Annotated in this window: 20 protein-coding genes; 14 read left to right on the top strand and 6 right to left on the bottom strand. The window is 68.9% G+C overall.

The features are described 5' to 3' along the window. Positions 1 to 59: 59 nt before the first annotated feature. Genes LLS1_RS00270 through LLS1_RS00240 form a run of 7 tightly spaced genes read left to right on the top strand, consistent with a single transcriptional unit; the run spans position 60 to position 7,521 of the window. Positions 60 to 1,424: an alpha-L-fucosidase gene (locus LLS1_RS00270; protein WP_226653099.1), complete on the top strand. Its 1,365-nt coding sequence runs from the start codon at positions 60 to 62 to the stop codon at positions 1,422 to 1,424. A 47-nt stretch (positions 1,425 to 1,471) separates the two neighbouring features. Next, a complete protein-coding gene (locus tag LLS1_RS00265) occupies positions 1,472 to 2,719 on the top strand; it encodes an ABC transporter substrate-binding protein (protein WP_223358810.1) in 1,248 nt (415 codons plus the stop codon). A gap of 5 nt (positions 2,720 to 2,724) precedes the next feature. Continuing rightward, positions 2,725 to 3,711, top strand: coding sequence for a carbohydrate ABC transporter permease (locus LLS1_RS00260; RefSeq protein ID WP_226653098.1), 987 nt, complete (start codon positions 2,725 to 2,727; stop codon positions 3,709 to 3,711). After that, a complete protein-coding gene (locus LLS1_RS00255) occupies positions 3,701 to 4,591 on the top strand; it encodes a carbohydrate ABC transporter permease (RefSeq protein WP_226653097.1) in 891 nt (296 codons plus the stop codon). Before LLS1_RS00260 ends, LLS1_RS00255 begins: the two co-directional genes overlap by 11 nt. A 29-nt stretch (positions 4,592 to 4,620) precedes the next feature. Next, on the top strand, positions 4,621 to 5,742 hold the full coding sequence (locus tag LLS1_RS00250; protein WP_226653096.1) for a mandelate racemase/muconate lactonizing enzyme family protein: 1,122 nt from the start codon (positions 4,621 to 4,623) through the stop codon (positions 5,740 to 5,742). Between the two features lie 2 nt (positions 5,743 to 5,744). Beyond that, the gene (locus LLS1_RS00245) at positions 5,745 to 6,737 is read left to right on the top strand and encodes an aldo/keto reductase (RefSeq protein ID WP_226653586.1); all 993 of its coding nucleotides are present in this window, start codon (positions 5,745 to 5,747) and stop codon (positions 6,735 to 6,737) included. A gap of 58 nt (positions 6,738 to 6,795) precedes the next feature. Next, positions 6,796 to 7,521 (top strand): GntR family transcriptional regulator, encoded by a 726-nt coding sequence (locus tag LLS1_RS00240; RefSeq protein ID WP_226653095.1) that lies wholly within the window; start codon positions 6,796 to 6,798, stop codon positions 7,519 to 7,521. Between the two features lie 40 nt (positions 7,522 to 7,561). Here the strand turns inward: LLS1_RS00240 and LLS1_RS00235 are convergent, their stop codons facing one another. Beyond that, positions 7,562 to 8,311, bottom strand: coding sequence for an SDR family NAD(P)-dependent oxidoreductase (locus LLS1_RS00235; RefSeq protein WP_226653094.1), 750 nt, complete (start codon positions 8,309 to 8,311; stop codon positions 7,562 to 7,564). Positions 8,312 to 8,355: 44 nt separating this feature from the next. Then, a complete protein-coding gene (locus tag LLS1_RS00230; RefSeq protein WP_226653093.1) occupies positions 8,356 to 9,204 on the bottom strand; it encodes a fumarylacetoacetate hydrolase family protein in 849 nt (282 codons plus the stop codon). Positions 9,205 to 9,346: 142 nt separating this feature from the next. On the opposite strand from LLS1_RS00230, the gene LLS1_RS00225 reads away from it, so the two are divergent. The 7 genes from LLS1_RS00225 to LLS1_RS00195 all read left to right on the top strand — a co-directional run bounded on the left by LLS1_RS00225 (position 9,347) and on the right by LLS1_RS00195 (position 17,368). Beyond that, on the top strand, positions 9,347 to 10,639 hold the full coding sequence (locus LLS1_RS00225) for an enolase C-terminal domain-like protein (RefSeq protein ID WP_226653092.1): 1,293 nt from the start codon (positions 9,347 to 9,349) through the stop codon (positions 10,637 to 10,639). A gap of 26 nt (positions 10,640 to 10,665) precedes the next feature. Continuing rightward, positions 10,666 to 10,995, top strand: coding sequence for an L-rhamnose mutarotase (locus tag LLS1_RS00220; RefSeq protein WP_226653091.1), 330 nt, complete (start codon positions 10,666 to 10,668; stop codon positions 10,993 to 10,995). Positions 10,996 to 11,047: 52 nt separating this feature from the next. Continuing rightward, positions 11,048 to 12,238: an ROK family transcriptional regulator gene (locus LLS1_RS00215; RefSeq protein WP_226653090.1), complete on the top strand. Its 1,191-nt coding sequence runs from the start codon at positions 11,048 to 11,050 to the stop codon at positions 12,236 to 12,238. Positions 12,239 to 12,389: 151 nt separating this feature from the next. Further along, positions 12,390 to 13,937, top strand: a complete 1,548-nt coding sequence (gene mmsA, locus LLS1_RS00210) for a multiple monosaccharide ABC transporter ATP-binding protein (RefSeq protein ID WP_223358820.1) — start codon at positions 12,390 to 12,392, stop codon at positions 13,935 to 13,937. Between the two features lie 2 nt (positions 13,938 to 13,939). Then, positions 13,940 to 15,283 (top strand): multiple monosaccharide ABC transporter permease, encoded by a 1,344-nt coding sequence (gene mmsB, locus LLS1_RS00205; RefSeq protein ID WP_226653089.1) that lies wholly within the window; start codon positions 13,940 to 13,942, stop codon positions 15,281 to 15,283. A gap of 47 nt (positions 15,284 to 15,330) precedes the next feature. Further along, positions 15,331 to 16,422, top strand: coding sequence for a sugar-binding protein (locus LLS1_RS00200; protein ID WP_223358822.1), 1,092 nt, complete (start codon positions 15,331 to 15,333; stop codon positions 16,420 to 16,422). 274 nt (positions 16,423 to 16,696) lie between these two features. Next, complete coding sequence (locus tag LLS1_RS00195) at positions 16,697 to 17,368, top strand: GntR family transcriptional regulator (RefSeq protein WP_226653088.1); 672 nt, start codon at positions 16,697 to 16,699, stop codon at positions 17,366 to 17,368. Here the strand turns inward: LLS1_RS00195 and LLS1_RS00190 are convergent. From LLS1_RS00190 to LLS1_RS00175, 4 genes are read right to left on the bottom strand one after another with little or no spacing between them, the layout of a single operon-like run. Further along, the gene (locus LLS1_RS00190) at positions 17,355 to 17,738 is read right to left on the bottom strand and encodes a hypothetical protein (protein WP_226653087.1); all 384 of its coding nucleotides are present in this window, start codon (positions 17,736 to 17,738) and stop codon (positions 17,355 to 17,357) included. The two genes, LLS1_RS00195 and LLS1_RS00190, sit on opposite strands and share 14 nt — an antisense overlap. 36 nt (positions 17,739 to 17,774) lie before the next feature. Beyond that, a complete protein-coding gene (locus tag LLS1_RS00185) occupies positions 17,775 to 18,080 on the bottom strand; it encodes an AzlD domain-containing protein (protein ID WP_223358825.1) in 306 nt (101 codons plus the stop codon). Then, positions 18,077 to 18,817, bottom strand: a complete 741-nt coding sequence (locus tag LLS1_RS00180) for an AzlC family ABC transporter permease (protein WP_226653086.1) — start codon at positions 18,815 to 18,817, stop codon at positions 18,077 to 18,079. Before LLS1_RS00180 ends, LLS1_RS00185 begins: the two co-directional genes overlap by 4 nt. Positions 18,818 to 18,870: 53 nt before the next feature. Then, positions 18,871 to 19,425: a TetR/AcrR family transcriptional regulator gene (locus LLS1_RS00175; RefSeq protein ID WP_223358827.1), complete on the bottom strand. Its 555-nt coding sequence runs from the start codon at positions 19,423 to 19,425 to the stop codon at positions 18,871 to 18,873. Positions 19,426 to 19,493 lie beyond the last annotated feature (68 nt).

The raw sequence follows: 19,493 nt of genomic DNA, 5'->3' as shown, positions 1-19,493 counted from the left end.
ATTGCTGTCTTCACATATCCTATAGGCAATAGCCATACGACTCAAAGGAGAGCCACGCTGTGACTACCGCACTCGCCGCACCGCCCGCGTCCTTCGTGCGCCCGACCGACTTCACGCTGCCCGGCGGGGAGTGGTTCATCGGCGCGGGCTTCGGCCTGTTCGTCCACTGGGACCACGCGAGTCAGCAGGGGATCGAGATCTCCTGGCCGCTGGTGGGCCGTTCCATCATCCCCGGTTCCGACGGAGTCGAGGACTCCGTCTCGGTCGAGGGGTACCAGTCGAGCGCCCCCACGTTCAACCCGGTCGAATGGGATGCCGTCGCGCTCGCCCGTCTCGCCAAGCGGGCGGGCGCCCGCTACGTCGTCTTCACGGCCCGCCACCACGCCGGATACTCCATGTTCCACACGGCGGAGTCGGACTTCGGCATCGAGCACTCGCCGTTCGGGCGCGACGTGACGCGGGAATTCGTCGAGGCCATCCGCGCAGAGGGCATCCGCGTCGGGATCTACTACAGCCTTCCGGACTGGAACCACCCGGACTACCCGGCCTTCACGATGGCCGACCGACCCTACGCCGAGGAACACTGGCCGGCCGCCGGGTATCCCGCGAACGCGGGCCGCCCGATCGCCGACGACACGCACCGCCGATCGACGCCCGAGCAGTGGGCGCGCTACCAGCGGTACCTGCGCCGCCAGCTCACCGAGCTCCTGACGGACTACGGCACGATCGATCTGCTCTGGTTCGACGGCGAATGGGAGCGGTCGGAGGAGGAGTGGGACAGCGCGGGACTGCGCGCCCTGATCAAGTCCCTCCAGCCCGACGTGGTCATCAACGACCGTCTGCTCGGCCAGGGCGACTACTCGACGCCCGAGCAGGGGTTCCCCGTCACCGCCCCGTCGGGCCCGTGGGAGCTCTGCCTCACGATCGGCCAGATGTGGGCATGGCGGCCGGGCGACACCAAGAGCAAGAGCACGACGTCGCTGATCACGACGCTGATCGAGGTCGCGAGCCGCGGCGGCAACCTCCTCCTCAACATCGGCCCGAAGGGCGACGGGAGCCTCAACGAATCGCAGGTGGCGACGCTCGAGGAGATCGGCGTGTGGATGGACGTGCACTCCGAGAGCGTGGTGGACGTGTCGCCCACGCAGGGCGTCGACTTCTACGGCCCCTCGACCGCGCGACCCGGCACGCTCTACCTGCATCTCGTGCTGCGCCCGATCGAGGAGGTCGTCGTGCGCGGCATCCCGGTCGGCCGGGTGAGCGGGGTCCGCCTGCTCGCGACGGGCGAGCACCTCCCGTACGAGGTCAACCTCGAGGTGCACGAGCAGCCCGCCCCCGGGCAGGACCCGCTCGGCGAGCTTCACATCCCGGCGCCGGACGCATCCGGCGCCCCCATCGACGTCATCGCGATCGACTTCGCGTGACCCCCCGCACGATCACAGTGATGAATCCAATGAAGGAGGCACAGCAAGTGACACCACGAAGCACGCGCAAGGCGGTCCGTCTCGGAACCGCCGTCCTGATGGCCGGCGCGCTCGCCGCCCTGGCCGGATGCTCCGGCGGCAATGGCGGAGCAGACGCCAAGGGCCCCATCGCCATGTACACCTGGGTCAGCAGCCAGAGCGACCGCGACCAGTGGCAGGGCTTCATCGACCTGGGCAAGAAGGTCGACCCCTCGCTCGATGTCACGATCGAGGGCCCGAGCTTCAACGACTACTGGACCAAGGTCAAGACCCGTCTTAGCGGCTCCAACCCGCCGTGCCTGCTCACCACGCAGGCCGCGCGCGCCCAGGAGCTCTCGGGGCTGCTCATGCCGCTCGACGACCTCATCAAGAAGTACAAGCTCGACACGTCGGCATTCGATTCCTCGATGCTCAAGGGCATGACGGTCGACGGCACCATCCGCGCCATCCCCTACGACGCCGAGCCGATCGTCCTCTACTACAACAAGGACGCCTTCACGGCCGCTGGCCTCGACCTGCCCAGCACGACCTACACGCGTGAGCAGTTCCTCTCCGACGCCAAGAAGCTGACCACGGGCGACCACAAGGCGCTCGCGATCGCGCCGGGCTTCTTCATCCCGAACGCCTGGGCCATCGCCGACGGCGCGGAGGCGGTCAAGGGCGGCAAGCTCGACCTGACGAACTCGAAGCTCGTCGACCAGGTGCAGTCGTACTTCGACCTGGTGAACAAGGACGGCATCGCCAAGGCCCCCGAGGCGGCCGACGCTTCCGACGCGTCGCAGGCGGCCTTCACCTCCGGTGCCGTCGACATGCTCATCGAGGGCCCGTGGATGTACGGCACCTTCGCGGATGCGGCGAAGTTCGACATGGGCGTCACCATCGTCCCGAGCACGTCGGGAGACGCGCACGGCATGACGGCCGGCTCCGGCTTCGGCATCGCGAAGAACTGCAAGAACCCGGACGCCGCGTTCAAGGCCATCGTCGCGATGACCGACACGAGCGTGCTCAAGGGCCAGGCCGAGAAGCGCGGCATCGTCCCCTCCCGCGCCGACGCGCAGTCCGCCTGGGCGGAGGGCAAGTCGCCGGAGGCGTATGCGGCCGTGCAGGCGCTCCTGAAGAACGCCACCGCACAGCTCACCACGCCCACCTGGAACCAGGTGGAGACCCTGTTCACCCAGTACGGCGTCGAGGGCTACCGGGGTGACAAGACCGCAAAGGACGTGCTGAGCACGATCCAGAACTCGGTGGGGCAGTAGGCAGCATGTCCTCTCCGCTGATCACGGGCGCCGCCGTCTCCGACGAGACGGCGGCGCCCGCCGCGCCCCCGACGCGCCCGTTCCACGTCCCCCATCCCTCGCCGCCTCGCGCGGGCGGCAAGAAGCGCCGCGGCGACGGTCTCACCGCGCTGGCGTACCTGTGGCCGGGGCTCGCGGGCTTCGTCTTCTTCATCGTCGTGCCGCTCGTCGGCTCGCTGGTGATCAGCCTCTTCGAGTGGCCCCTCTTCGGCTCGCCGACCTTCGTCGGCATCGCGAACTACCAGAAGCTCTTCTCGGACCCGACGTTCTACACCGTCCTCTTCAACACGGTGATCTTCGCTTTCGTCTACACCGCCCTGAACCTCGTCCTCGCGCTCGCGGTGTCGCTGTGGCTGAACACGCGGGTCAAGTTCGCGGGGTTCTGGCGGGTCATCTTCTTCCTCCCCGCCATCACGCCGATGGTCGCCAACGCGCTCGTCTGGCGACTCCTCCTCAGTGACAACGGCATCGTCAACTCCGCGCTGGCGGGCATCGGGGTCGACGGCCCCAGCTGGCTCTCCGACTCCCGCTTCGCCCTCGCCTCCGTCATCGCGATGTCGGTCTGGCAGTCGTTCGGCTACAACGTGATCGTGCTCTCGGCCGGGCTCGGCGGCATCCCGAAGGAGATCCTCGAGGCGTCGCGGATGGACGGCACCAATGCCTGGCAGCGGCTCAAGGGGATCATCCTGCCGATGCTGTCGCCGTCGCTGTTCTTCACCATGACGATGACCATGATCGGCGCGTTCCAGGTGTTCGTGCAGCCGCAGATCCTGACGCAGGGCGGTCCGGGCGAGTCCACGAACACCTTCGTGCTCTACCTGTACCGCAACGGCTTCGTCTTCGACCGGCTCGGCTACGCGTCGGCGCTCGCGTGGATGCTCTTCATCGTCGTCATGCTCATCACCGCGCTCCAGTTCGCGGGACAGAAGAGGTGGGTCAACTATGACAAGTGAGTCCGTCCGCACCCCGGAGCGGATGCGCCCGAAGCCGCGCATGCGCCGCGCCCAGAAGGCCGTCGTCGCGAAGACCTGGCTCAACACCCTGGTGCTCGCCGTCGTCGCGCTGCTCTTCACCTTTCCGTTCATCTGGATGTTCTTCTCGGCCCTCAAGCCGGAGAGCGAGGTGTTCTCGCCCACGCCGTCGTTCATCGGGTCGGAGGTGAAGTGGTCCAACTTCGTGGACGCGTGGACGCTCGTGCCGTTCGGCCGGTTCATCTTCAACGGGTTCTTCGTCGCGGTGTGCGGCGCCCTGCTGTCGGTGATCGTCGCGGTGCTGAGCGCGTACGCGTTCTCACGCCTGCGGTTCAAGTACCGCGACCGCATCTTCCTGCTGTACGTGTTCACCCTCGTGCTCCCGCAGGAGGTGCTGGTGGTCCCGCTGTTCATCATGATGAACCAGCTGGGCCTGGTCGACACCTACGTCGCCCTGATCGTGCCGTTCGCGTTCACCGCGTTCGGGACCTTCCTGCTGCGGCAGTTCTTCCTCACCATCCCGATCGAGTTCGAAGAGGCCGCGATCATCGACGGGGCCTCCCGCTTCCGCACGCTGTGGTCGGTGCTGCTCCCGCAGCTCGCGGCTCCGCTGTCGGTGCTCGGCGTCTTCTCGTTCGTCGGCTACTACAACTCCTACCTGTGGCCGCTGATCATCATCAACAGCCAGGACCTCGCGACCGTGCCCCTCGGTCTCTCGATGTTCACCGGCGAGCACGGCACGCAGTGGAGCCTGATGATGGCGGCCTCCACGCTCGCGATCATCCCGTCGCTGATCATCGTCGCCGTGCTCCAGCGCCAGCTCATCAAGGGCGTCGCGCTGGGCGGCTTCGGCGGCCGCTGATCCCGCCCTCCAGAGAAAGCAGAACGACCATGACCCTCGCCCCGCCCGACACGCGCACCGCGGCCGGCACGATCGTCGGAGCCGACGCGTGGCTCAGCGACCTCGCCGTCGAGACCGTGCGCACGGACGCCGTGCAATCGTTCCTCAAGCAGGAGACGATCTTCGTGCGCCTGCGGACGGCCGGCGGCGTGGACGGCCTCGGCTACAGCTACACGATCGGCACCGGCGGCCCGGCCGTGCTCAGCCTCCTGCGCACCACCCTGCTGGAGGTCGTGACCGGACTCGACGTCAACCGGCCGGAGGAGGTGTGGCGGGCGATGTTCAACGCGACGCGCGCCACGACGGTCGGGCCGATCACCTCGCTGGCCCTCGCTGCGGTCGACACCGCCGTGTGGGATGCACGCACCAGGACGGCGGGTGTGCCGCTGTGGGTCGCCGCGGGCGGGGCGCAGCCGAGCATCCCGCTCTACGACACCGAGGGTGGCTGGCTGCACTTCTCGACGGAGGAGCTCGTCGCGCAGGCCCTGGAGTCGCGTGCACGCGGGCTCGGCGGCGTGAAGATCAAGGTCGGCAAGGCGCGCGGGCACGAGGACTACGAGCGGCTCGCCGCCGTGCGGGACGCCGTGGGCGACGACCTCGACATCATGGTCGACGCCAACCAGTCGCTGACGGCCGCGGAGGCGATCCGTCGCGCAGCCCTGTTCGAGAAGCTGGACATCTTCTGGTTCGAGGAGCCGCTGCCGGCGGAAGACGTCGCCGGCCACGGGCGGCTCGCCGAGTCCACCAGCGTGCCGATCGCCGTAGGCGAATCGATGTACTCCGTCGGGCACTTCCGGGAGTACCTGCAGCGCGGCGCCGCCGGGATCGTGCAGGTCGACGTGGCGCGCGTCGGCGGCATCACGCCGTGGCTCAAGGTCGCGCACCTCGCGGAGGCGTTCAACGTCGCGGTCGCCCCGCACTTCCTGATGGAGCTGCACGTCTCGCTGTGCTGCGCGGTGCCCAACGCGCTCTACCTGGAGCACATCCCGCAGCTGCGCGCGATCACAACGGCCGAGATGACCGTCCGCGACGGGCACGGCGTGCCGTCGGACGAGCCGGGTCTCGGCATACGGTGGGATCTCGACGCGATCGAGGACAGGCGGGTGGCGTGACGATGGCGCAGGCGACGACGAACAGGGGCACGCGGGATTTCGGTCGCGGCGGCCTCACGGTCGGTCCGATCGGCTACGGGGCGGCCGCCCTGGGAGATCTGTACGCACCGCGGCGCGACGAGGAGTGGCCGCGCATCGTGCCCGCCGGCTGGGACGCCGGCGTCCGCTACTTCGACACGGCCCCGCATTACGGACTGGGGCGGTCGGAGGAGCGGCTCGGGGAGGGGCTGCGCGGCCGCCCGCGCGACGACTATGTGCTCTCCACGAAGGTCGGGCGGCTGCTGGAGCCGAACCCCGACTACCGCGCCGGAGACACGGACATCGCGAACCTCTTCGCGGTGCCCGCGACCCTCCGCCGCCGGTTCGACTACTCCCGCGACGGCGTCCTGCGCTCGGTCGAGGACTCCCTGCGGCGGCTCGGCGTCGACCGCATCGATGTGCTGTTCGTGCACGATCCCGACGAGCACGAGCGGGAGGCGCTGGAGGGTGCGTTCCCCGCACTGGAGGAGCTGCGGTCGCAGGGCGTCATCCGGTCCTACGGCGCCGGGATGAACCAGTCGGCGATGCTGACCCGCTTCGTCCAGCAGACCGACCTCGACATCGTGATGTGCGCCGGGCGCTACACCCTGCTCGACCACGCCGCGGAGGAGGACCTGCTGCCCGCCGCCCTCGAGCGGGGCGTCTCCGTCGCCGTCGCCGCGGTCTTCAACTCGGGGATCCTCGCGACCGATCGTCCGGTCGCTGCAGCGAAGTTCGACTACAGCTCGGCGCCGGCCTCCGTGGTGGAGCGCACGAACCGCATCGCCGACATCGCGGCGCCCTACGGCGTCACCGTGCCGCAGCTGGCCGTGCAGTTCCCGCTGCGGCACCCGGCCGTCGCGACCGTGGTCATGGGGGCGGACGCGCCGGAGCAGATCGTCCGCAACGCCTCGCTCGCCGACGCGTCGGTGCCCGAGGAGCTGTGGGGCGAGCTCGCCGCGAGCGGGGTACTGTGACGGACGATCGTCGATCCTCTATCCTCTCGGAACCCACCACGCGACCTAGGATGTGCACATGAGCATCGAATCCGACACCTCGAACGAGGTGAGAGGCGAGCATTTCCTGCCCGCACGACGAGCTCTCGCCGACGACGTGTACGACGCCGTGCTCGGGCTGCTCATGGACCAGGTGATCGAGCCGGGGAGCCGCGCCAGCATCGACGGCATCGCCCGGCAGCTCGGCGTCTCGCCGACCCCCGTGCGCGAGGCGCTCGCCCGCCTCGAGTCCGAGGGGCTCGTGGTCAAGAAGGCCCTCAAGGGATACACGGCGGCTCCTCTGCTCGACAGCGACGGCCTGCGGGAGCTGTTCGAGATGCGGCGGCTGCTGGAGCCGTATGCGACGCGCAACGCCGCCGGTGAGCTCGACGAGCAGACTCTCGACCAGCTCGAGCAGCTCTGCGAGGAGATGCACCGCAGCGGCGAGGCATCGCAGACCGGCGAGGACCGCTTCAAGGACTACAAGGACTTCGCCAACCAGGACTCCGAGTTCCACCGCATCATCGCGGAGCACTCCGGCAACGTGCTCCTGGCCGACGCGATCTCGCGCCTCCGTTCGCACATGCACCAGTACCGCATCTACTTCAAGCACGGGGTGGTCGACGAGACCTCCGGCGAGCACGAGGCCGTACTGGAGGCGCTGCGAAGCGGGGATGCCGCGGCCGCCGAGGCCGCGATGCTCGACCACATCACGCGGTCGTATCACCGCATCGCGGCGAGCCTGGAGTCGGCCGAACACGAATAGGCTGCGGACGTTTCAGTGGCGCGGCCGCAGCGAGGCGTGTTCAGCGGCGCGGCCGCAGCGAGTACATGCCGCCGTCGACCGCCAGGATGACGCCGTTGGTGGAGCCCGAGGTGGGCGACGCGAGGTAGGCGACGGCCTCCGCGACCTCCTGCGGCTGGACCAGGCGGCCGCTCGGCTGCCGCGCCTCGAGCGCCGCACGCTCGGCGTCGGGATCGGTGGCGGAATCGAGCAGCCGGCCGACCCACGGAGTGTCGGCCGTGCCGGGGGCGACCGCGTTGACGCGGATGCCGAGCGGGAGGCAGTCGGCAGCAATCGCCAGCGTCATGGCCGAGATCGCGCCCTTCGACGCCGAGTACAGCACACGCTGCGGCAGCCCCGCCCACGCCGCGATGGAGCTGGTGAACACGATGGCGGGCGCCGGTGACTCCTGGAGGTGGGGGAGCGCGTGGCGGACGGTGCGGGCCGAGCCGACGACGTTCACGTTGAGCACACGCGCCCACTCGTCGTCGTCGTTCGCCGTGACGTCTCCCTGCGCGCCGATGCCGGCGTTGGCGACCACCACGTCGAGCCGTCCGGCGTCGCCGACCACCGCGGCGACGGCTTCACGCACGGAGGCATCGTCGCCGATGTCGCACCGGATGCCGGTGTGCGGCGCGGTGACGCCCGAGGGGTCGAGGTCGAGCGCGTACACGCGGGCGCCCTGCGCCGCGAGCTCGTCGGCGATCGCCCGGCCGAGGCCGGAGGCGCCGCCGGTGACCGCGGCCACCAGGCCGTCGAAGTGCTGGGACATCGGTGTCTCCTTCGTATGTGCGGGAGGGATGCGATCGGGGCGGCTCAGGCGGGGACGACGGTGCTGTGCTGCGCGCCCAGCCCCTCGATGCCGACCTCGACCACGTCGCCGGCCGCGAGATACGGGAAGCGGCCGGAGAGCGCGACGCCCTCAGGCGTGCCCGTGTTGATCAGGTCTCCGGGCTCGAGCACGGTGAACTGGCTGAGGCGGTAGACGATCTCGGCGACCCCGAAGATCAGGTCGCTCGTACTCGAGTCCTGGCGGGTCTCGCCGCCGACGCGTGACCAGAGCCGCAGGCCGGAGCCGTCGCCGACCTCCGCGGCCGGCACGAGCCACGGTCCGAGCGGGTTGAAGGTCTCGAAGCTCTTGCCCTTGCTCCACTGCCCGAGGGAGCGTTCGAGCTGGTACTCGCGCTCCGAGACGTCGTTCGCCACGGCGAATCCGGCGATGTGGTCCAGGGCCTCCTCGGCGGAGGAGAGGTAGCGGGCGCGCGCGCCGATGACGGCGGCGAGCTCGACCTCCCAGTCCGTCGTGGTGGAGCCGGGTGGCAGCAGGATGTCGTCGTTCGGCCCGACCACCGTGTTGGGGTGCTTGTAGAACACGACGATGTCCTTCGGCGGCTCGGCACCCGATTCCCGTGCGTGCGCCGCATAGTTCATGCCGATGCAGATGACGGCCTGCGGGCGTGCGATGGGCGCGCCGAAGCGGAGGCCGGCCGCGTCGAGGACCGGCAGCGTCCCGCCGTTCGCGGCCGCGCTCGCGCGAGCCAGGCCGTCCGAGGCGAGGAACGCCCCGTCGATGTCCGCGGTGAGCGGGCGCAGGTCCCACGTCGTCGTCCCGTCGCTCACGGCGGGGATCTCCGCTCCGGGCGCTCCGAGTCGCATGAATCGCATCGAGGGTCCTTTCGCTCGCTGACGCGGGGTCGAGCCCATCCTATTGCTATTTCCTATAGGAATTCAACGTCATCGATAATGCTGGCATCCTTCACCTATATCCAATAGGATGTTGCCGACAGCCGAACGAAAGGACAACGGCGTGAGCATCGTCACCGGCTTCGAGACCTTGGACGTGCGGTTCGAGACGTCCGCCCTGCTCGACGGGTCGGACGCGATGAACCCCGACCCCGACTACTCGGCCGCCTACCTGCGCGTGACCACGGATGCCGGCGACGGGCACGAGGGTCACGCCTTCGTGTTCACCATCGGCCGCGGCAACGACGTGCAGGTCGCCGCCATCGACGCGGTCGCGCACCGGGTCATCGGGCGCGACGTGGAGAGCGTCCTCAGCGATCTCGGCGGCTTCTGGCGCGAGTTCGTGCACGATTCGCAGCTGCGCTGGCTGGGCCCGGAGAAGGGCGTCATGCACATGGCCATCGGCGCCGTCGTGAACGCGTTCTGGGACCTCAAGGCCAAGCGCGCGGGGCTCCCGCTCTGGCAGCTGCTCGCGCGGATGACGCCGGAGGAGCTCGTCGACCTGGTCGACTTCCGCTACCTCAGCGACGCGCTGACGCCGCAGCAGGCGCTGGAGATCCTCCGCCGCGCCGAACCGGGCCGCGCGGAGCGCGAGGCCGACCTGATCGCTCTCGGCTACCCCGGCTACACGACGACGCCGGGCTGGCTCGGATACTCCGACGACAAGCTCCGGAGGCTCGCCCGTGAGGCGGTCGACGACGGCTTCGAACAGATCAAGCTCAAGGTGGGGGACGACCTCGGCGACGACATCCGCCGCCTCGGCATCGCCCGTGAGACGGTCGGGCCGGGCATCCGCATCGCGATCGACGCGAACCAGCGCTGGGACCGCGACCAGGCGATCGAATGGATCCGCGCCCTCGAGCCGTTCGGCCTGGCCTGGGTCGAAGAGCCGACGAGTCCCGACGACGTGCTCGCGCACGCGGCCATCGCCCGGGCGGTGGCCCCCGTGCCGATCGCCACCGGCGAGCACGGCATGAGCCGGGTGCTGTTCAAGCAGCTGCTCCAGGCCGGCGCGGCCTCCATCGTCCAGATCGACTCCACCCGCGTCGCCGGGGTCAACGAGAACATCGCGATCCTGCTCCTGGCGGCCGCGTTCGGCGTCCCGGTCTGCCCGCATGCCGGAGGCGTCGGCCTCTGCGAGGCGGTGCAGCACTTCTCGATGTTCGACTACGTCGCCGTGTCGGGCTCGCAGGAGGGGCGCATGATCGAATACACGAAGCACCTGCACGAGCACTTCGTCACCCCGGTCGAGCTGCACCGCGGGCGCTACCGTGCGCCGCTCGCCCCCGGGATCGGGATGGAGATGATCCCGGAGTCGCTCCGCGCACACGAGTTCCTGCCGACCCTCGTCGACTGACGACGACCCACCGAAGGAGCACCCGCATGCGCGTCGCCCTCCACTCCGTGCTCCGCGAAGGACACGAGCTCGCCTACGACGAGGCCCACGCCGCCATCCCGGACGACCTGGTCGCGTCGTTCGGCCGCCTCGGCATCCGCGACTGGGCGATCTGGCGGAGCGGGCGGCACCTGTTCCACCTCGTGGAGTGCGAGGACTTCGCCGCCGCGATGGCGGCGCTGGAGGACGATCCGGCCAATCGGCGCTGGCAGGAGTCCATCAACCGGCACGTCGACCACTTCGAGCGGCTCGGCAGCGGAGTGGACGGCCAGGAGCTCCCGCTCGTGTGGGAGCTCTCTCAGCAGCGTGACAGCTGACCGTTACGTTCACAGCTTGACTCCAACCCGAGGATGATTCACGCTTATCCCTATGACCGCCACTCCGGGCCTCGTGCCCCGTGGCGCTCGCAATCCCGGGTCGCAGGGCGCACTGAGGCACCTGAACCAGGAGCGCCTCGTCGAGTTCCTCCTGGCGAACGGCCCCTCCACCCAGGCTGAGCTGGCGCGCGGGACGGGGCTGTCCACCGCCACCGTCTCGAACATCGTCCGGGACATGGCGGTCAAAGGCGTCGTCACCACGACACCTGTCACCTCCAGCGGTCGGCGGGCGCTGCTCGTTCAGCTGAGCGACACCGGAGACATCGCGGTCGGCGTCGACTTCGGCCGCCGCCACGTGCGCATCGTGCTCTGCACGCTCGGGTACGAGGTGCTGGCGGAGCAGGAGCTCGCCCTCCCGCTCGGCTACGACGTCACCGGGGCGGTGGCCGACGCCTCCGACCTGCTCGATCGCATGCTCGCCGACGGCGGCCACGACCGCGAGTCGGTGCTCTCGGTCGGCATCGGCATCCCCGGTCCCATCGACCGGCGCACCGGCACGGTGCTGCAGGGCGCGATCCTGCCGGAGTGGGTCGGGGTCAACCTCCGCGACCTCGAGAACGCCTTCCGCTTCCCGGTCGTGCTCGACAACGACGCCAACCTCGGTGCGCTGGGCGAGGTCACTTGGGGTGCCCATCGCGGCGTGCGCAACATCATCTTCGTCAAGATCGGCTCGGGCATCGGCGCCGGGCTGATCATCAACGGCCTCACCTACTACGGCTACCTCGGCATCACGGGGGAGCTGGGGCACACGCCCGTCGTGGACCCCGGCGTCATCTGCCGGTGCGGCAACCGCGGGTGCCTGGAGACGGTGGCCTCGACGACGGTCATGATCGAGTCCCTCGGCCGGAGCGGGACGGAGCCGGTGACGACCGCGGACATCCTGCGCCGCGGCCTCGAGCGCGATCCGGCGGCGCTGCGCGTCGTGGGCGACGCCGGGCAGGCGATCGGCCAGGCGATCGGGAGCATCGCCAACGTCATCAACCCCGAGCTGGTGCTGATCGGCGGTCCCCTGGTGGGCCTGGGCGACGCCCTGCTGGAGCCGATCCGGCGCGGGATCCAGCACAACGCGATCCCGATCATCGCCGACACGACGACCGTGAGCGTGTCGTCGCTGGGCGATCGCGCCGAGTCGCTGGGCGCCGCGGCCCTCGTCATCCAGAACGCCCTCGCGGGCGCGGAGTAGCCCCGCCCTCCGCGAAGGCGTACCGTGCACGTCACGCAAACCGTTACCGTCTCGTTGTCTTCACTATTTGACGCCAAGACCAGACATAGCGTTTACTACTTAGGCGCATGACCGAACATGCGTGGCAACAATCCGAAACCAAGGAGCGACGATGTCGTCGAACGCAGTCATCCTCGAGATGCGCGCGATCACCAAGGAGTTCCCCGGTGTCAAGGCGCTGGAGGATGTGTCCCTGACCGTCAAGGCCGATGAGATCCACGCGATCTGCGGCGAGAACGGTGCGGGCAAGTCCACTCTCATGAAGGTCCTCTCGGGCGTGTACCCGTACGGGACCTACTCGGGCGACATCGTCTACCAGGGCGAGGTCATGCGGTTCAAGGACATCAAGTCCAGCGAGCAGCAGGGCATCGTGATCATCCACCAGGAGCTCGCCCTCATCCCGGAGCTCTCGATCACCGAGAACATCTTCCTGGGCAACGAGCCCGGTCGCGGCGGCGTCATCAACTGGAACGAGGCCAAGTCCCGCGCCGTCGAGCTTCTCGCGCGCGTCGGCCTCTCCGACGACCCGGACACGCAGATCAAGAACATCGGCGTCGGCAAGCAGCAGCTGGTCGAGATCGCGAAGGCGCTCAACAAGTCGGTGAAGCTGCTCATCCTCGACGAGCCCACCGCCGCGCTGAACGAGGCCGAGTCGGCCCACCTGCTCGACCTCATCCTGGGTCTGAAGAGCAAGGGCATCAGCTCCATCATCATCAGCCACAAGCTCAATGAGATCGAGCGCGTGGCCGACGAGATCACGATCATCCGCGACGGCCGCAGCATCGAGACGCTCAACGTCAAGGCCGACGGCGTGGACGAGGACCGCATCATCCGCGGGATGGTCGGGCGCACGCTCGAGAGCCGCTTCCCGGAGCACACGCCGAAGATCGGCGAGGTCTTCTTCGAGGTGCGCGACTGGGTCGTCCAGCACCCGCAGGTGCCGGACCGCCTGGTCGTCAAGAACTCCAGCTTCACCGTCCGCCGCGGCGAGATCGTCGGCTTCGCCGGCCTCATGGGCGCCGGCCGCACCGAGCTCGCGATGAGCGTCTTCGGCCGCTCCTACGGCAACTTCATCTCCGGTGAGATCTACAAGGACGGCCGGCAGATCCAGGTGCGCAACGTCTCCGAGGCGATCGCGAACGGCATGGCCTACGTCAGCGAGGACCGCAAGGTGCTCGGCCTCAACCTCATCGACGACATCAAGCAGTCGATCGTCGCGGCCAAGCTGACGAAGATCGCGAAGCACGGCGTCGTCGACGACCTGAAGGAGTACGCGGTCGCCGAGGAGTACCGCAAGAGCCTGCGCATCAAGACGCCGGACGTCGACCGCGGGGTCAGCACGCTCTCGGGCGGCAACCAGCAGAAGGTCGTCCTGGCCAGGTGGATGTTCACGGACCCGGACCTCCTCATCCTCGACGAGCCGACCCGCGGCATCGACGTCGGCGCCAAGTACGAGATCTACGGCATCATCCAGCAGCTGGCCGCGCAGGGGAAGGGCGTCATCGTCATCTCCTCGGAGCTCCCCGAGCTCCTCGGCATCTCCGACCGGATCTACACGATCTTCGAAGGTCAGATCACGAACGAGTTCCCGATCGCGGAAGCGACCCCCGAAGCGCTCCTGAAGAGCATGACATCCGCCAAGAAGAGGGTGACGGCATAACCATGACCACACAGATTTCCGAGAAGAAGAAGTCCGGGGGTATCCGCGACCTCGGCAAGATGTTCGGCAGCGGCCAGTCCACCGGGCGCCAGTTCGGCATCCTGGGCGCGCTCGTCGTCATCGTGGTGTTCTTCCAGATCGTCACGGGCGGCAAGACGCTCGACCCGGTGAACCTCATCAACCTGGTCAACCAGAATGCCTACGTGCTGGTCCTCGCGATCGGCATGGTGATGGTGATCATCGCGGGGCACATCGACCTGTCGGTCGGATCCGTCGCGGCCGTCGTCGGCATCGTGGTCGCCCAGGCGATGACGCAATGGCACATGCCGTGGCCCCTCGCCATCATCCTCGGGCTCGTGATCGGCGCCGTGATCGGCGCCTGGCAGGGCTGGTGGGTCGCCTACGTCGGCGTCCCGGCGTTCATCGTGACGCTGGCGGGCATGCTCATCTTCCGCGGTCTCAACCAGTTCATCGGCAACGCGAACACGATCCCGGTGCCGGACGGCTTCACCTTCATCGGCGGCGGCTTCCTCCCCGAGTGGGGCCCCGACACGGGCTTCAACAACTCGACGCTGCTGCTCGGCCTGATCGTGGTCGTCGCGATCGTGCTGCTCGAGGTCCGCACGCGCCACAACCAGACCAAGATGGGCTCCGAGAAGGCGCCGCTCTGGGTGAGCGTGTTCAAGGTCCTGGTCCTGGGCGCCGTCGTCGTGTACTTCACCTTCCTGTTCGCGAGCGGCCGCGTCGGCACCTCCTTCCCGGTCGCCGGTGTCATCCTCGGCGTCCTGATCATCGTGTACTCGTTCGTCACCCGCAGCACGATCTTCGGCCGTCACATCTACGCGGTCGGCGGCAACTGGCACGCGGCGGAGCTCTCGGGCGTGAAGATCAAGCGCATCAACTTCTTCGTCATGATGAACATGTCGGTGCTCGCCGCGCTTGCGGGCATGATCGCCGTGGCCCGCTCGGTCTCCTCCGGCCCGCAGGACGGTCTCGGCTGGGAGCTCGACGCCATCGCGGCCGTCTTCATCGGCGGCGCGGCCGTCTCGGGCGGCATCGGCACCGTCGCCGGCTCCATCGTCGGTGGTCTGGTCATCGCGGTCCTCAACAACGGCCTCCAGCTGCTGGGAGTCACGAGCGACAAGGTGCAGATCATCAAGGGGCTCGTCCTGCTCATCGCGGTCGGCATCGATGTCTACTCGAAGCGTCGCGGCGGCCCCTCGCTGATCGGCCGGATGTTCGGCGGCGGCAAGAAGCAGGAGGCCGACGCGGTCGGCGCCGACCAGCCCGCCGTGGTCCCCGCGGACGACTCCGCCGAGGCCTCGTCCCGTTCACTGACGAACTGACTTCACCTCACACCTGCACCATCCAACACACAGAAAGTAGAAACGCCATGCGCAAATTCGCACTCGCGACAGTGGCTGTCGCAGCTGCCGCCGCGCTCGCCCTCACGGGCTGCTCGAGCCGTGACGGCTCGTCCGGCTCGTCGACCGCGGCCGGCTTCCCCAAGGACTCGACCATCGGAGTCGCCCTCCCGACCAAGACGTCGGAGAACTGGGTGCTCGCCGGTGGCCTGTTCGAGAAGGACCTCAAGGACGCCGGCTTCAAGGCCGACGTGCAGTACGCCGGCGGCTCCGGCGTCTCCGACCAGCAGTCGCAGATCCAGTCGATGATCACCAACGGCGCCAAGGTCATCATCATCGGCGCCGTCGACGGCGGCCAGCTCGCCGCACAGGCCAAGGCGGCCCACGACGCGGGCGCCGTGGTCATCGCGTACGACCGCCTCATCCTCAACACGAAGGACGTCGACTACTACGTCGCGTACGACAACGAGAAGGTCGGCGAGCTGCAGGGCCAGGCCCTCCTCGACGGCATGAAGGCCAAGTACCCGGACAAGAAGACCTACAACATCGAGCTCTTCTCCGGTTCGCCGGACGACGCCAACTCGAAGGTCTTCTTCGACGGCGCCATGAAGATCCTCCAGCCGAAGATCGATGACGGCACGCTGAAGGTCGTCTCCGGCCAGACCGACATCAAGCAGACCGCCACTCAGGGCTGGCTGCCGGCCAACGCGCAGACCCGCATGGACACCCTCCTCGCGGCCAACTACGCGTCGACCGAGCTCGACGGCGTCCTCTCCCCGAACGACACCCTCGCCCGCGCCATCATCACCTCGGTGAAGGGCGCAGGCAAGCCGGTGCCGATCGTCACCGGTCAGGACTCGGAGGCCGAGTCGGTCAAGTCGATCATGGCCGGCGAGCAGTACTCGACCATCAACAAGGACACCCGCAACCTGGTGAAGCAGGCCGTCGCGATGGTCTCGTCCCTCCAGAAGGGCGACAAGCCGGAGATCAACGACCCGACCTCCTACAACAACGGCGCGAAGGTCGTCCCGGCCTACCTGCTGAAGCCGGTCATCGTGACCAAGGAGAACGCGGCGGAGGCGTACGCCAACGACCCGACCCTGGAGCCGCTGACCAAGTAGCACCAGCCTCCCGCCCTCGGGCGGACGGCGAAAGGGCCGGAGCGACGATGTCGCTCCGGCCCTTTCCGGTGTCCCCCTGGTTGTCCCCCTGGCCGAAAACCTGTGACAACCCTATGAGCGGGGTGCCGGACGGGACATCGGGGTCTCCACGGATTCTCGGCACCGTGGGATCCCCTACCGGATGGTTTGTTTTGCGACGGGACGCCAACATGAAGTAGACATATATCAGGGTACCCGCATCCTTCATCCGCCTCACCCGGCCGAAAGAACGCACATGCCCCGCGACACCGAGACACCCACCCGCCCGGTCGCCATCCGATCCGATCGCCGGCTTCTGCGCAACGACGTCTTCGAGCTCCTGCTCGAACGCATCCTCGACGGTTCGCTCGAGCCGGGCGCGCGGCTCAAGGATTCCGACCTGACCTCCTGGCTGCAGGTCTCCCGCACGCCGGTGCGCGAGGCGATCGCGCGCCTCTCGGCGGTCGGCCTGGTCGAGACGGCGCCGAACCGGTTCACGATCGTCGCGCCGCTCTCGCCCGTAGACGTCGTCGACGCGATCGCCGTGCTCCGCCGGCTCTACCCCGACGCGGTGCGGCAGTCCCTTCCCGCTCTCGACGCCGACGCCGATCTGGAAGTCGGCCTGCTCGCCGGCCGTCTGGAACGCGACGACGACCAGAACGCGGTCGAGGTGTTCCTGCGCGTGATGCACGTGGTGCTCGCCTCGCTGCGCAACGCGGTGCTCGCCGAGACGGTGGTCGCCGTGCACCTGCGCGTGCTGCGCCATCTGCGACTGGAGCCCGGTGCGGCGAGCGTGCTCCCGCGCCAGCGGGTCCTCGCGTTCGCGGCGGCATTGCGGGCGCACGATCCGCGGTCCGTGCGCATGGTGGAGCAGGTGCTGGACGATGCCGACGTCGCCGTGGGCTCCCGCGCCCTCAGCCTGCGCTGACCGGGGGAACGGCCGCTGGACGACGCAGGGAGGCCCGGTAGAAGCGCACCAGCTCCGACGCGCTGGGGCGTTGCGCCTCCATGGTGGTGGAGTCCACCCTCCGTGAGGCCATGTGATGCCGCCACGACTCGGCGGCGCAGCGGTAGTCCCAGGCGACCTTCGCGGCGGCATCCAGGGTGCGGCACCAGCCGATGAGTTCGCGCTCCACGGAGGCGGCGGACCAGGTGACGACCCGGAACCAGATGTCGGGCCGGCCGGGGTCGCCGAACGCGAACCGGCGCACGACCGCGTATGCGGGCCCGGCGGCACCCTGGCACAGCACCCACTCCGTCGGGTGGGCGTTCGCCACGGGATGCCAGGATGCGGTCACGGCGAAACTGTACGAAGGGCCCCCGACACCGTGTCGTCAGGGGAGGAGCCGGATGAGTGCCGCCACCACCGCGGCCGCCGGCACCACCACGATGAACGGCACCCGGAGCGCGTAGAGCCCGGCGGCGATCGCCAGGGCGGGGAGGCGCGCGTCCAGCTCCAGCGACTGCCCGGCCCCGAAGGTCTGAACCGCGATCAGGGCGGCGAGCAGGGCGGCCGTGAGCAGGTCGCTGATCCGGGCGACGGTGGGATGGTCGAGCGCCTTCGGCGGCACCAGCCAGCCGACCGCCTTGAGGGCGAGCACGGCGATGGAGCCCAGCAGGATGATGTTCCAGGTCGTCACGGCTCCACCTCCCGCTCCATCGGGATGGCCTCCGGATGCGGCGGATCGTCGCGCGCGCCGAACAGGTTGAGCGCTCCGACCACGATGGCGACGAGCGCGGCCGCGAGCACCGGGAGCCCCGGCATCAGGAACGGTGTCAGCAGGGTCGCGACGAACGCGGCGGCGACGGCTACCGCTTGCGTCTGGCGGGCCTTGAGGCGGGGCCACAGCAGCCCGAGGAAGGCGGCCGCCGCCGCGGCGTCGAGACCGTAGGCGCGCACGTCGCCGATGAGGTTGCCCAGCAGGGCGCCGGCCAAGGTCATGAAGTTCCAGCCGACGTAGACCACGAGCCCGGTGACCCAGAAGCCCGTCCGCTGCGCGCGGGGTTCGGTCTGAGCGGTGGCGACGGCCGTCGACTCGTCGATCGTCAGCTGCACGGCCGCCGACCTCCGCCAGAACCCATGGCCGATGATGCGCGAGAGCCGGAGGGCGTAGAACGAGTTGCGCACCCCCAGCAGCGCGGCGCTCGCGATCGCGGTGCCGCCGGCGGCCGCACCGCCCGAGGCGAGCACTCCGATCAGCGCGAACTGCGAGCCCCCGCTGAACATCAGCAGGCTGAGCACGCACGCCTGCCAGACGTCCAGGCCCGACGCGGTCGCCAGTGCGCCGAACGAGATCCCGTAGGCCGCTGTCGCGAGCCCCACGGCCCAGCCCGAGCGCGCGGCGGTGCGGACCTCGGGAGAACGGTCGTCGGCCATCCTGCGAGACTAGCGCGGCGCGGCGGCACGCGCCGCCGCGGGCGCGGTGGTCGCTAGCGGAACAGGCGCCCGACGAGCCCGTCGGCCGTCGTGTCGTCGAGCGTCCACGGCAGGAAGATGACCCGGTAGATGATCGGTGCAATGACGATGTCGATGATCTCGTCGACGGTGAGGCTGGATTCGGGGTGCCGTTCGAGCAGCATCCCGGCCTCGGTGCGCCGGTTGCGGAGGCAGTCGGACTGGCGTTCGCCGGCGCTCGACGCCCCGCCGCGCAGGAGTGCGGCGTTGACCGGCTTGCGGTAGTGGGCGACGAGTTCGCGGGCCCAGCCGGCGAGGTCGTCCCGCAGGCTGTCCGCCCGTGGGATCGGCCGGTCGGGTTCGAGCCGATAGGTCGCGATGTCGTTGATGAGGGTGGGGAGGTCGCCCCAGCGGCGGTAGATGCTGGTCGGGTTGACGCCGGCGCGCTCGGCGATCATCGGCACCGTGACGCGCTCGCTCCCTTTCTCCTTGACGAGGTCCTCGACCGCGGTGCGCACGTTGTGGATGACCGCGGCGCTGCGGCCCCCCGTGCGCTTGGCGGCGCCCTCGTCGATCGGTGTTTCGGACATGGCAACAGCTTAAAGCAAATTCTGTTGCTTTAACTGGTTCGAGCGTTTAGAGTCCACTAAAGCAACCC

The sequence above is a fragment of the Leifsonia sp. LS1 genome (assembly GCF_020521355.1).
Taxonomy (GTDB): domain Bacteria; phylum Actinomycetota; class Actinomycetes; order Actinomycetales; family Microbacteriaceae; genus Leifsonia.
This window is presented reverse-complemented; position numbering and strand designations above follow the sequence as displayed.